Origin of the sequence: Rothia nasisuis (assembly GCF_928381405.1) — a bacterium.
GTDB classification, from domain to species: Bacteria; Actinomycetota; Actinomycetes; order Actinomycetales; family Micrococcaceae; genus Rothia; species Rothia nasisuis.
The window spans coordinates 121828-134052 of record NZ_CAKMSB010000003.1; the positions used below are offsets into that span (position 1 = coordinate 121828).

Below are 12225 nucleotides of genomic sequence, written 5' to 3' on the forward strand. Positions count from 1 at the left end.
CATGACCGACAAGATCACACACCTGCCCGAATCCAAGGAATGGCCCCTCTGGGAGGTCTTCGTCCGCTCCTCCCGCGGCCTCTCCCACGTGCACGCGGGATCCCTCCACGCCCCCGACGCCACCATGGCCCTGCGCAACGCCCGCGACCTCTACACCCGCCGCAACGAAGGAACCAGTGTCTGGGTCGTGCCCGCCGAGGCAATCCTGGCCTCTGACCCCGATTCCAAGGGGGGCTTCTTTGAGTCCTCCCAGGGCAAGAGCTACCGCCACGCCACCTACTACACCAAGAGCGAGGGGGTAAAGCACCTATGAGTTACGCCTCCTTCGAATCAGCCACCCGCCACAGCGAAGGCGAATCCATCATCGCTGAGGACATCTCCGCCTCCGGCGTCAAGGCCAGTGAGGACGTTGCCCGCTACGCCCTGGCCCTGGGCGACGACGCCCTCATGCTGGGCCAGCGCCTGGCCCACTGGATTTCCCGCGCCCCCGAACTCGAAGAAGACATCGCCCTGGGCAACATCGCCCTGGACCTGATTGGCCACGCCCGCTTCTTCCTCACCTACGCGGGCACCGCCTGGGGCAAGACCGAGGACGACCTGGCCTACTTCCGCGACGAAGAAGAATTCCGCTCAGCCCGCCTGCCCGAACAGGAAAACGGGGACTTCGGGCAGACCATCGCCCGCCAGCTTATTTTCTCCTACTACCAGTACGAGCTCTACTCAGCCCTGGTGAAGTCTGAAGACCCCACTCTGGCAGCGATTGCCGCTAAGGCCCTCAAGGAGGTGGCCTACCACCAGGACCACGCCACCGCCTGGACCCTACGCCTGGGTATCGGCACCGAAGAATCCAACCGCCGCATGCAAGAAGGCCTCTACTACATGTGGCCCTACATCGACGAACTCTTCTACGACTTCGAAGACGCAGTCGCCCTGCCCGGTGTAGCCGTGCTCCCCTCCACCCTGCGCGAGAACTTCGACAGGCGCCTGACCGCCATCATCGAAGAAGCCCAGCTACAGGTCCCCGACGTGCCCCAGGCCCGGGGCGGCGACCGCTCCGGCGTCATGAGCGAGGCCCGCGGCCACATCCTGGCAGAAATGCAGGTCCTAGCCCGCGCCCACCCCGGCGCCACCTGGTAATTCCCAGCAGGCCAGCACAAGGAGGTGCCCCCGTGAACAGCCGCAGCAACCATCCGCTCCACCAGCACCAGCACCAGCACCAGAGTGACTCTCTCACCAGCGAGCAGGCCAGCGCCGGAGTCGACTTCAGCTTTGGCTTCGACGCCGACTCCGGCTACACAGCCCCGCCCCTCGAAACCGAGAGCGCTGTGCCCGCCCCGGCCGGTTCTGACGCCGCTCTGTGGGAACTTGCCGCCCGCGTAGCTGATCCCGAAATCCCCGTTCTCTCCATCGCTGACCTGGGGATTCTGCGGGCCACCCGCTACGAGGGCGACCAGCCTGTTGTGGTCATTACCCCCACCTATTCCGGCTGCCCGGCCATGGGCGCTATCACCACCAACGTCCGCCGGGTCTTCACCAACCAGGGCTACCCGGCCCCGCGCGTGGACACCGTCCTCACCCCCGCCTGGAGCACCGACTGGATGAGTGAAGCAGGCAAAAAACGCCTTGCCGAGTACGGCATCGCCCCACCCACAGGCACAGCCGCCGCGGGGCCCGTCCGCCTAGGACTTGCCGTCAAGTGCCCCCGCTGCCACTCCCTGGCCACCCGCGAACTCGCCCGCTTCGGCTCCACCTCTTGCAAGGCCCTCTACCAGTGCGAATCCTGCTCAGAGCCCTTCGACTACTTCAAGATTCACTAGACCCAAGGAAGACGCCATGACCGATACCAGCACCCGCCGCCGCGCCACCTTCAACACGCTGACCGTGGCTGGCGTCCGCAAACTCACCAAAGACTCCGTCGAAGTCACCTTCGCCGTGCCCGAGGAGCTCGCAGCCGACTACGACTACCTGCCCGGCCAGTACGTGGCCCTGCGCGCCCAGATTGACGGGCAGGAGGTGCGCCGCTCCTATTCCATCTGCGCCGAACCCGTCCCTGGCGAAATTCGTGTGGCTATTAAACGCGACTTCGGCGGCCTCTTCTCCAACTGGGCCAACGACACCCTGCAACCGGGCCAGCAGATTGACGTGATGAACCCCCAGGGCGCTTTCGTCTCCAAGAGCACCATCACCAGCCTCAACGACCCCGACAAAATCGCTGAGGACGCCGCCGCGGCAGGGGGTGAGCACATGGTCGCCTTCGCCGCCGGTTCCGGTATCACCCCCATCATCGCCATCGCCCGCACCGTGCTCAAAGCCAGCCCCACCAGCACCTTTGACCTGGTCTACGCCAACAAGTCCGCCATGGACGTCATGTTCGCCGAAGAAATCGGCGACCTCAAGGACCGCTACCCCACCCGCTTCGCCGTGCACCACGTGCTCTCCCGCGAACAGCGCATCAACCCGCTCATGAGCGGCCGTATTGATGATGAGAAGCTCAACGCTATCCTGAATCACGTCATCCAGGTCGATAAAACCGATGAGTGGTTCCTCTGCGGCCCCTTCGAACTGGTGCAACTGACCCGCGATACCCTGGCCGAACGTGGCGTCCGCGAGGACGACGTGCGCTTCGAACTCTTCACCACCGGCAAGCCTGAAACCCCCGCAGGCCAGCAGGGCCGGGCCGTCCAAGCCGACCCCTCCGGGGCCAACTACGCTATCTCTTTCAACCTGGACAGCACCTCCTCCTCCGTTGAATCCCCCATCTCAGCCAACGAGACCATTCTCAACGCCGCCCTGCGCGTGCGCGCCGATGTGCCCTTCGCCTGCGCCGGTGGCGTCTGCGGAACCTGCCGCGCCAAGGTGGTCTCGGGCGACGTAAAGATGGAGGAAAACTACGCCCTGGAGAAGGACGAGGTCGATTCCGGCTACATTCTCACCTGCCAGACCCGCCCCTGCTCCGATGCTGTGACCGTGGACTTCGACGCCTAGGAGGGGAAAAGCCGTGATTGATCTGACCATTGAGGGCGCTGTTGCCGAGGTGGTGCTGAACGCCCCCGAAAAGATGAACGCCGTCAACGAGGCCGCCCTGGCCGAGCTCTCTGCCGCCTACGACCAGGCAGCTGCGGCGGGCGTCCGCGCCCTGCTTCTGCGCGGGGAGGGGCGAGGCTTCTGCGCCGGGCGGGATATTGCCGGGCTGGTGCCTGCCGAGGACGACGCCTACGGCTACCTGGCTGGCAAGGTGACCCCGCTCTTGAAGAAGATGAGCGCTTTCCCTGCACCGACATTCGCGGCGGTGCAGGGCCCCTGCCTGGGTGTGGGCCTGGGCCTGGCCATTGCTACGGACGTGGTTTATGTGGCTGAGAACGCTAAGATCGGCTCCCCCTTTGCCAACCTGGGCGCCACTCTGGATTCCGGTGGGCACGCCCTCTTTGTAGAGCGGCTGGGTGCCCACCGGGCTCTGGATTTGATTTATACCGCTGACCTGATTTCTGGGGCCGAGGCTGTGGCTGCGGGCCTCTTTAGCCGGGCTATTCCCGCCGAGGAGCTTTTGGACTTTACCCGCGAGAAGGTGGCCAGGGTGGCTGCCGGGGCGACCGGTGCTTTTGTGGCCTCTAAGCAGCTGGTAGCCCAGGTGCGCGACGCCCGGGTAGGCCTTTGGGAGTCGGTTGAGGCCGAAAACAAGACCCAGGGTGAGCTCTGCTCCTCTGAGGACTACGCCGAAGGCTTCGCAGCTTTCACAGAGAAGCGGAAGCCGGTGTTTCGGGGCAAATAAGTGCTGGCAAATCTCCATTCTGGTGCTGGCAAATCTCCATTCCGGTGCTGGCAAATCTCCATTCTGGTGCTAACCTGAAGGCATGAACACACCCTTCCCACGCCATCTTGAACCCCTATGCCGGGAAATTCTAGAAGACACTCCTGTACTTGTTATCCAGGGGGCTAGGCAGGTTGGCAAATCAACCCTGGCTCAACAGTTAGCGGGCGAGGACGCCGTCATCGTCACCCTAGATGATGCGGCCCAACGGGAATTTGCCTCAGCCGACCCAGTGCGTTTTCTTCAACAGGCTGGTAGTGGAACCCTCATCATCGACGAGCTCCAAAGAGTCCCGGAACTCACTCTCCAAATCAAAGCAGAGGTTGACAGTAATAGAAGGCCCGGGCGCTTCATCGTTACAGGTTCCTCCAACCTGCTGCGTACCAGGGGTTCCAGTGACTCTTTAGCTGGCAGGCAAGAATCCGTTGTACTGCGCCCCTTTAGCGTGGGCGAGCAACTACAACTCCCACCAGAAGACTTTGCAACCTGGATTTTGGGGGGAGGCCATGCCCCTGTTCAGGCAGATGACCCTGCCCTATACGTTGTAGCTGGCGGCTACCCTATTCCCCTCCAACGAACCAGCAATCGTAGCCGGGCGTCCTGGTTCGCCCACTACGCAGAAGCCTTAGCCACCCACGATGCGGCAGAAATTGAAGCGGGAAACTTCTCTGAGCACCTACTCTCACTGATTTCCTACCTGGCCGCCCACGGCGCCCAGGAGCTGGTAAAACGTCGCATAGCGCAACATCTGAGCATCAGTGAGACAACGGTGAGCAAATACCTTGACCTGCTGGCTCGCATGTACCTGCTAGAAGAGCTCCCTGCATGGGGCCTTAATTACGGTTCCCGCGTTGTGAGGCGCCCCAGAGTAGGGCTAGTGGATACCGGCCTGGCTGCCTCACTGACCGGGTTCAGCGAAGACAAGGCTGCGACGGTTGGCGGCAGAGAACATTACGGCGCCCTTCTAGAACAGTTTGTTGCCAGCGAACTGCTCAAGCAGAGAGAGTGGAGTGAAACCAGCTACCGGCTCTACCACTTTAGGGAACGGGAGCAGGAGGTGGATGCTGTACTTGAACTCAACGATGGGCGGCTCATACTCCTTGAGGTGAAAAGTCGATCCGTTGCAGGTAGGCAACAGGCCAAGCATCTTTATGCTCTTAAAGAGCGCTTAGGTGACAGGGTTGCGGCAGCGGTAGTTCTTTACACCGGTGACCTTGCTTTCTCCCTAGAACCCTGGTTGCAGGTACTCCCTGTATCGGCGCTCTGGAGACACCCCAGGTAACTGGAGTAGCAGCCCCGGCAGGGCAGAGCTCTTGATTGCAGCACACCTGCAAATGTTGTCATAAGTCTGACTTGGTTGCATATAGAAGAACAAATGAAGTATACCTGGGAAAGAGACCTAGGGAAGAAGGCTACCTTCTTCCCTAGAATTTCCCTTTTCAGGCAGGAGCCTAGTAGCCCACATCCTGGCTCCACTCACCGCCACCGGCGATGAAGCGGGTAGCCAGCTTCTTCGACTCCAGGGCTAGCAGCTGCACGTCGGCAGCCACCAGAATAAAATCAGCACCGGCAGCCAGGTAGTCCTCAGCCTGAGCCGGGTCAAAGGCGTTCACGCCCACCTTCACCCCGGCGGCCCGGGCCACCTCGATCACCCGCTTCACAGCCTCCACCACCTGCGGGTGATTCTGCTGGCCCAGCAACCCCATAGAGGCCGCCAAATCTGAGGGGCCAACAAAAACCCCAGCCAGGCCGTCCACCGCGCAAATCTCTTCAGCATTAGCCACGGCCACCGCAGACTCAATCTGCACAAAAAGCGAAATATACTTCTCAGCCTCGGTCAGGTAGCCGGGCACCCCGCCCCAGCGGGCTGAGCGGGACAGGGCAGAACCCACCCCGCGCACCCCGGCAGGCGGGTAACGGGTAGCAGCCACGGCGTCCTGCACCATGCCAGCATTATCAACCATGGGAATGAGCAGGTTCTGGGCACCGGCGTCCAAGAACTGCTTGATAGCAACCACATCCAGGGAGGGCAGGCGCACCACGGTCTGCACCGGGTAGGCGGCCGCCACCTGCAGAAGCTGCTGCACAGTCTCCAGGCTGACAACCCCGTGCTCACCATCAATCAGCAACCAGTCCAGGCCGGAACCCGCACAAATTTCAGCGGCCACCGGCGAGCCCGAGCAAACCCACATGCCCACCGCCGGGCGGCCCAGCTCCCGCAAGGTATCGGCAAAGGGAGGCTCTAGACGAAGCGACACGTTACCGCCCCCAAGTCCCCATAATCGGCGTGGACGGTATCGCCCGGGTGAACCCACATGGGCTTGGTGAAAGACCCGGCCAGGATTATCTCACCAGCTTTAAGGGAGTCCCCGTGGGCAGCCAGCTTCTTGGCCAGCCAGGCAACACCGTTGGCCGGGTGGTTGAGGACGGCGGCAGCCACCCCGGTATCTTCAATCTGCTCATTGCGGTAGAGCAGGGCTGAGACCCATCGCAGATCAACGGAGGCCGGGTCCACCGGGTTGCCTCCGTAGACCATGGCTCCTAGGGCTGCGTTGTCGCTGATTGTATCGACGATGGTGCGGCCCTCCATCTCAATGCGAGAGCTGAGAATCTCCAGGGCCGGAACCACATATTCGGTAGCCCGCAAGACGTCGAAGACGGTGACGTTGGGGCCGGTCAGGTCGTCTTTGAGCACGAAAGCCAGCTCAACTTCAATACGCACATTGGAGTAGAGCCCGTGCTCGATGACCGAGCCGTTTTCGTAGACCTGGTCGGCGAAGATCGCCCCGTAGTCGGGTTCAGTGATGCCGGTGGCCTCTTGCATGACCTTGGAGGTCAGCCCGATTTTACGGCCGATTAGACGGCGGCCGACGGCCTCACCCCGGGCCCGCCACATGTTCTGTACCGCGTAAGAGTCTTCAACGGTCATGTCGGGGTAGGTGGCGGTCAGGCGCGGAATCATGGTGCGCTTGGCCTCGGCCTCGGCCAAGTCATCGGCAATTTTGGTGAGCTGTTCTTGAGTGAGCATAGCTAGCTTTCAATACTGCGGGAGGTGCTTGAGGGATATGCTCGCCGCCGACTGGCTGGGTCTGGCGTGAATTGGGGCGAGCGCCCCGCGCGAGGCCCAAGAGGGTCAGTCGGCTAGAGCATATCCCGAAGCACCGAACTTATGTATTTCAGTCTTTACAGCTGGTGGCCCAGCTTGTATTCGCCCTTCTTCCAGTCGGGCATGTCTTCTTCGCCTGCGCGGGTGTAGGAGAAGCCGTCGGCACCGATGGTTTGTTCCATCTCGGAGTCGTCGGTGCGCTCGGTGAGGGGTACCAGGTTGCCGTCGAGGTCGAGGACGCGGGAGGCGTCGGTGTACCAGGAGGGTACGACGGGGGTGCCCCACCAGTCGCGGCGCTGGTTGTCGTGGACGTCCCAGGTGACGCGGGGGTTGTCGGGGTCGCCGGTGTAGTAGTCCTGGGTGTAGATCTCGACGCGGTGGCCGTCGGGGTCGCGCAGGTAGAGGTAGTAGGCGTTGGAGACGCCGTGGCGGCCTGGGCCGCGTTCGATGTGGTCGGAAAGACGCAGGGCGCCGAGCTTGTCGCAGATGGCAATGATGTTGTGCTTTTCGTGGGTGGCGAAGGCGACGTGGTGCATGCGGGGGCCGTCGCCGCCGGTCATAGCGGTGTCGTGGACGGTGGGCTTGCGGCGCATCCAGGCGGCGTAGGAGGTGCCGGCTTCGTCCTGAATGTCTTCGGTGACGCGGAAGCCCAGGTCTTCCATGTAGCCGATAGCCTTAGGGACGTCGGGGGTGACCTGGTTGAAGTGGTCAAGGCGGACGAGGGCGCCGGGGATGTGAAGTTCGTAGCGCCAGGCCAGGCGTTCGACGTGCTCTACCTCGTAGAAGAATTCGTAGGGGAAGCCCAGGGGATCAAGCACGCGCACGGAGTCGCCCAGGCCCTTGACGAAGCCGTCCTTCTTGCGGCGCACCTGGCAGCCGCGGGCGGTGTAGAACTTTTCTGCCCTGTCGAGGTCTTCGGGGGTGCGGACGCGGTAGGAGAAGGCGGCGACGGCGGGGGTGTCGCCCTTGCGCAGAATCAGGTTGTGGTGGATGAATTCTTCCAGGGAGCGCAGGTAGATGGTGTTGTCGTCTTCTTCGGTGACGACCAGGCCGAGCACGTCGACGTAGAAGTTGCGGGAGCGTTCGAGGTCGGTGACGACCAGTTCCATAGAGGCGCAGCGGACGATGTCGGGGGCGTTTTCGTCGGGGACGATAACGGGGTAGTCAACAAAGGTAGGTGACATGGGTTTTGCTTTCTTGGGTGGGGCGGACGCGGGGAGGCTACGGTGCGCACCCGGCGGCCGCGGAGGTGGGGCGGGTGTTAGTCGGCCTTGCCGAAGACGGGGTTGTGGACTTCGCCGAGGTTGATGTGGACGGCCTGCTGGTCGGTGTAGAAGTCGATGGAGCGGTAGCCGCCTTCGTGGCCCAGGCCGGAGGCTTTGACACCGCCGAAGGGGGTACGCAGGTCACGGACGTTGTTGGAGTTGAGCCAGACCATACCTGCTTCAACGGCCTGGGAGAAGTTATGGGCGCGTTGCAGGTTGGAGGTCCAGATGTAGGCGGCCAGGCCGTACTTGGTGTTGTTGGCCAACTCTAGGGCTTCTTCGTCGGTGTCGAAGGGGGTGATGGCAACGACGGGGCCGAAGATTTCTTCCTGGAAGATGCGGGCCTCGGGGGCGACGTCGGCGAAGACGGTGGGCAGGACGAAGTTGCCCTCGGGGAAGTCGGCGGGGCGTTCGCCGCCTGCGACCAGGCGGGCTTCGGTCTTGCCGATTTCTACGTAGGACATGACCTTGTCATAGTGTTCGGGGTGGACCAGGGCGCCGACTTCGGTTGCGGGGTCTGCGGGCAGGCCGACCTTGACGCGCTTGGCCTGGGCGGCGTAGCGTTCGACGAATTCGTCGTAGATGCTGCGCTGGACCAGGATGCGGGAGCCTGCGGTGCAGCGTTCGCCGTTGAGGGAGAATACGCCGAAGATGGTGGCGTTGATGGCGGTTTCGAGGTCGGCGTCTTCGAAGACGACGGCCGGGGACTTGCCGCCCAGTTCCATGGAGAGGCCCTTGAGGTAGGGGGCTGCGTTGGCGAAGATGATTTGCCCGGTTGTGGATTCGCCGGTGAAGGAGATGAGGGGGGCCTCGGGGTGCTTGACCAGGGCGTCACCTGCGGTTTCGCCGAAGCCGTTGACCAGGTTGAAGACGCCGGCCGGTAGGCCTGCTTCTTCGAAGATTCCGGCCCAGAGGGAGGCGGAGAGGGGGGTGAATTCGGCGGGCTTGAGCACGACCGTGTTGCCGGTGGCCAGGGCCGGGGCCAGCTTCCAGGATTCCAGCATGAAGGGGGTGTTCCAGGGGGTGATCAGGCCGGCAACGCCGATGGGCTTGCGGTTGACGTAGTTGACCTGGCGGCCGGGGACCTTGAAGGCGTCGTCGGTCTGGGCGACGATGAGGTCTGCGAAGAAGCGGAAGTTTTCAGCGGCACGGCGGGCCTGGCCCTTGGCCTGGGTGATGGGCAAGCCGGAGTCGAAGGATTCCATCTGGGCGAGGGCGTCCTCACGGGATTCGACGATGTCGGCGATCTTCATGAGCACGCGGGCGCGTTCGCGGGGGAGCATGCGGGGCCAGGGGCCTTCGGTGAAGGCGGTGCGGGCGGCCGCTACAGCCGCTTCAATGTCTTCCTTCTTGCCCGAGGCAGCCTGGATATAGGGCTGGTTGGTGACGGGGTCCAGCACCTCGAAGGTTTCGCCGTCAATGGAGTCAACAAAGGCACCGTTAATGTAGTGCTGGATGCGCTCAGGCAGGCCTTCGGGTTTAGCCGTGGTGAGAGTGGTGGTCATGGAGAAACTCCTTTGCTGCTAAGAAGAGCTGTCGCTTATTTTTTTGCTGGCTAGGTAGCTTGAGAGGGTGGCCTTGCGGTGGTTGCGGGCTGCGGTTTCTATCTCCTGCTCGCTAGCCCCCGTTTCAATCAGTCTGATAATGCCGGTGTGCTCGGCCACCGATTCAGCAGCGCGACCGGGCACAAAAGAGAAGGTTGATTCGCGCAGGTTACCCAGGCGGGTCCATTCGGCTTCGACAAGTTCCAGTAGCCGGTCGTTGGGGCAGGCCGAGCACAGTTTCTGGTGAAGGCGGTGGTTAATCTCGGTGAAGGCCTTAGGGTCAAAGTCCTCAAGCAGGGCCTCAAGCTGGGCGTTGAGATCTTTGGCCTCCTGGAGGTCTTCGCTCGTGAGGTAGGGGGCAGATTTTGAGGTTGCGGCACCCTCCAAGAGGCCTAGGCACTGCATACTCTGGGTGTAGGCGGACTCATCAACCATGGCCACCTTGGCGCCGACGTTACGTTCAAAGGTGGCGAGCCCTTCAGCTTCTAGGCGGCGGATGGCCTCTCGGACGGGTACAACCGACATGTCGAGATCAGTAGCCAAGGTTGAAAGGGTCAGCCGGTGGCCGGGGGCCAATTCTCGGGAGATGATTTTTTCTCGAATCCACTGGTAGGCAGATTCCGCTTTCGATACAGCGGGGGGCTCGGTGCTGGTCACGGTTGCTCCCCTCAACTAGGGCTGGGCGGGCGGATTGGCCGCCCGCCAGGTAGCATACTTGTCTTTCCAGGCGCCGACTGGCGGGAAGAGCCCGTCCACGGGGTGCCCCGCAGCAACCTGCTCGGCGACCCAGGCGTCCTCGTGTTCTTTGTCGTAGGCGGCCTGGGCAACCTCGGCTGCGAGGGCCGGGGGAATGACGATGGCGCCGTCGTCATCACCGACGATAATGTCACCGGGCAACACGGTGGCGTTGCCGCAGGCCACAGCGACGTCGACTTCCCAGGGCACGTGCTTGCGCCCCAGAACAGCCGGGTGGGGGCCCTGGGTGAAGACGGGTAGGCCAATGTCCTTGACGGCCGCGTAGTCCCGTACCCCGCCGTCGGTAATGACGCCGGCGGCTCCCCGGTGCTTGGCACGCAGGGCCAGAATATCGCCCAGGGTGCCAGAACCTGATTCCCCCCGGGCTTCAATGACGATGATTTCACCCTCGCGCACCTCGTCGAAGCAGCGTTTTTGGGCGTTGTAGCCACCGCCGTGGGCTTTGAAGAGGTCTTCGCGGTTGGGCACGAAGCGCAGGGTCTTGGCGGTACCCACGACCTTGGTACCCGGGGTCTGGGGGTAGACGCCCTCGATGACCACGTTGTTGAGGCCGCGGGCGCGGAGCTGGGCTGAGAGCCCGGCGGTGGGCACGGCCTGTAGAAGGCGGCGTAGCTCGTCAGTGAGGACGGGGCCCTCACCGGCTTGCTCGCTAGAGGTGGTTTCGCGGGAGGGCAGGCCCGCAGCCTCGCGGGAGCCCCAGGCTTCTTCGATCTGCTTCTCGTCCACGGCGGGCAGGGTGCCGAGGGCCTCATCGAAGCCGCCTTCACCTGCGGTGACGCGGGTGACGAGGCGGCCGGAAGTGGGCGTACCGGGGGTGGTGGGTGCATCTACTTCCACCTCAACCACGTCACCGGGAACAACCACAGAAGAACCTGCCGGGGTGCCTGTCAGAATGACGTCACCGGTTTCGAGGGTCATGTGCTGGGAGAGGTCAGCAACGAACTGTGACAGTGGGAAAATCATGTGGTCTTCGGCGGTGTCGTCCTGCTGGACTAGCTGGCCGTTGACCCAGGTACGCACCCGCAGCTGGTCTTCGGTGACCGTGCGGGCGTCGATGAGTGCTGGGCCCAGCGGGGTGTAGCCATCCCGCCCCTTAGAGCGCAGGTTAGAGCCCTTATCTGCCGGGCGGTAGTCGTAGATACCCAGGTCGTTAGCGGCGGTCACGTAGGCGACGTGATTCCAGGCTTCGTCGAGGGGGACTCTGCGGGCCGGGGTGCCGATAACCAGGGCAATCTCCCCTTCAAAGGCGAGGAGTTCGGTGCCCTCGGGGCGCTCTACTGTGGCCCCGGAGCCAGCGAGTGAGCTGGTGGTCTTGAGGAAGTAGGAGGGTGCGGAGGGGCGGCGGCCGCGCTGGGCTGCGCGCGATTCGTAGGCCACGTGCACGGCAATGATTTTTCCGGGGGTCACGGGCACAGGGGCGGACTGTTCTGCCATTGGGGTCTCCTCCTTGGACTCTGGGAGCATCACCAGGAATCGTATATCATTTTTACACACTAGCAAGTAACCCACATCACAGCAATAGGCTGGGTGGAAAAACATAGAAAGACCACCATGCCCACAGATATCACCACCCTCATCAGCACCGAGGCTATGACCGAACTAGCCATTGACCCCGCTGCCCGGCTGGCAGACGTACAGCCCGGCGCGCTAACCGCAACCCTTGTCACTAATTTCAGTATCGTATATGATTCAGGATAAGTGTTACCCGTCACATACCTGCCGGGGTGCGGAGCCGCACCCACCCAC

At 62.7% G+C, this 12225-nt stretch carries 13 protein-coding genes; 7 read left to right on the forward strand and 6 right to left on the reverse strand.

Annotated elements, in window-relative coordinates; genetic code table 11:
* The first annotated feature begins 1 nt into the window (after position 1).
* From paaB to L6966_RS03750, 6 genes are all read left to right on the forward strand, one after another.
* On the forward strand, positions 2–313 hold the full coding sequence (paaB, locus tag L6966_RS03725) for a 1,2-phenylacetyl-CoA epoxidase subunit PaaB (RefSeq protein ID WP_083091910.1): 312 nt from the start codon (positions 2–4) through the stop codon (positions 311–313).
* Positions 310–1137: a 1,2-phenylacetyl-CoA epoxidase subunit PaaC gene (gene paaC / locus L6966_RS03730; RefSeq protein ID WP_237232888.1), complete on the forward strand. Its 828-nt coding sequence runs from the start codon at positions 310–312 to the stop codon at positions 1135–1137. Before paaB ends, paaC begins: the two co-directional genes overlap by 4 nt.
* Before the next feature lie 188 nt (positions 1138–1325).
* Positions 1326–1817 carry a 1,2-phenylacetyl-CoA epoxidase subunit PaaD gene (gene paaD / locus L6966_RS03735; RefSeq protein WP_237224512.1) on the forward strand — a complete coding sequence of 164 codons (492 nt, stop codon included), beginning with the start codon at positions 1326–1328 and terminating at the stop codon, positions 1815–1817.
* Positions 1818–1833: 16 nt separating this feature from the next.
* Positions 1834–2985 (forward strand): 1,2-phenylacetyl-CoA epoxidase subunit PaaE, encoded by a 1152-nt coding sequence (gene paaE / locus L6966_RS03740; RefSeq protein WP_237224481.1) that lies wholly within the window; start codon positions 1834–1836, stop codon positions 2983–2985.
* A 13-nt stretch (positions 2986–2998) separates the two neighbouring features.
* Complete coding sequence (locus L6966_RS03745; RefSeq protein ID WP_083091907.1) at positions 2999–3769, forward strand: enoyl-CoA hydratase/isomerase family protein; 771 nt, start codon at positions 2999–3001, stop codon at positions 3767–3769.
* An 82-nt stretch (positions 3770–3851) separates the two neighbouring features.
* Positions 3852–5090 (forward strand): ATP-binding protein, encoded by a 1239-nt coding sequence (locus L6966_RS03750; RefSeq protein WP_083091906.1) that lies wholly within the window; start codon positions 3852–3854, stop codon positions 5088–5090.
* Positions 5091–5259: 169 nt separating this feature from the next.
* On the opposite strand, the gene L6966_RS03755 is transcribed toward L6966_RS03750, so the two are convergent.
* The 6 genes from L6966_RS03755 to L6966_RS03780 form a co-directional block, all read right to left on the reverse strand.
* On the reverse strand, positions 5260–6066 hold the full coding sequence (locus L6966_RS03755; protein ID WP_237232889.1) for an HpcH/HpaI aldolase family protein: 807 nt from the start codon (positions 6064–6066) through the stop codon (positions 5260–5262).
* Positions 6051–6836: a 2-oxo-hept-4-ene-1,7-dioate hydratase gene (gene hpaH / locus L6966_RS03760; RefSeq protein ID WP_083091905.1), complete on the reverse strand. Its 786-nt coding sequence runs from the start codon at positions 6834–6836 to the stop codon at positions 6051–6053. The genes L6966_RS03755 and hpaH overlap by 16 nt, the downstream gene beginning before the upstream one ends.
* A 155-nt stretch (positions 6837–6991) precedes the next feature.
* On the reverse strand, positions 6992–8098 hold the full coding sequence (hpaD, locus tag L6966_RS03765; protein WP_237232890.1) for a 3,4-dihydroxyphenylacetate 2,3-dioxygenase: 1107 nt from the start codon (positions 8096–8098) through the stop codon (positions 6992–6994).
* Between the two features lie 77 nt (positions 8099–8175).
* A complete protein-coding gene (gene hpaE, locus L6966_RS03770) occupies positions 8176–9684 on the reverse strand; it encodes a 5-carboxymethyl-2-hydroxymuconate semialdehyde dehydrogenase (RefSeq protein ID WP_237224477.1) in 1509 nt (502 codons plus the stop codon).
* Positions 9685–9702: 18 nt separating this feature from the next.
* The gene (locus L6966_RS03775; protein WP_143539140.1) at positions 9703–10380 is read right to left on the reverse strand and encodes a GntR family transcriptional regulator; all 678 of its coding nucleotides are present in this window, start codon (positions 10378–10380) and stop codon (positions 9703–9705) included.
* A 15-nt stretch (positions 10381–10395) separates the two neighbouring features.
* A complete protein-coding gene (locus L6966_RS03780; protein WP_272878606.1) occupies positions 10396–11943 on the reverse strand; it encodes a fumarylacetoacetate hydrolase family protein in 1548 nt (515 codons plus the stop codon).
* Between the two features lie 87 nt (positions 11944–12030).
* Here L6966_RS03780 and L6966_RS03785 point away from each other — a divergent pair, with 87 nt between their 5' ends.
* Positions 12031–12177, forward strand: a complete 147-nt coding sequence (locus L6966_RS03785; RefSeq protein WP_237224475.1) for a hypothetical protein — start codon at positions 12031–12033, stop codon at positions 12175–12177.
* Positions 12178–12225: the final 48 nt, after the last annotated feature.

What these genes read in the sequence shown, in the direction of transcription:
- paaB (WP_083091910.1), top strand. Translation starts at nt 2, where the DNA reads ATGACCGACAAGATCACACACCTGCCCGAATCCAAGGAATGGCCCCTC.
- paaC (WP_237232888.1), top strand. Translation starts at nt 310, where the DNA reads ATGAGTTACGCCTCCTTCGAATCAGCCACCCGCCACAGCGAAGGCGAA.
- paaE (WP_237224481.1), top strand. Translation starts at nt 1,834, where the DNA reads ATGACCGATACCAGCACCCGCCGCCGCGCCACCTTCAACACGCTGACC.
- L6966_RS03750 (WP_083091906.1), top strand. Translation starts at nt 3,852, where the DNA reads ATGAACACACCCTTCCCACGCCATCTTGAACCCCTATGCCGGGAAATT.
- hpaH (WP_083091905.1), bottom strand. Translation starts at nt 6,836, where the DNA reads ATGCTCACTCAAGAACAGCTCACCAAAATTGCCGATGACTTGGCCGAG.
- hpaD (WP_237232890.1), bottom strand. Translation starts at nt 8,098, where the DNA reads ATGTCACCTACCTTTGTTGACTACCCCGTTATCGTCCCCGACGAAAAC.
- hpaE (WP_237224477.1), bottom strand. Translation starts at nt 9,684, where the DNA reads ATGACCACCACTCTCACCACGGCTAAACCCGAAGGCCTGCCTGAGCGC.
- L6966_RS03780 (WP_272878606.1), bottom strand. Translation starts at nt 11,943, where the DNA reads ATGCTCCCAGAGTCCAAGGAGGAGACCCCAATGGCAGAACAGTCCGCC.
- L6966_RS03785 (WP_237224475.1), top strand. Translation starts at nt 12,031, where the DNA reads ATGCCCACAGATATCACCACCCTCATCAGCACCGAGGCTATGACCGAA.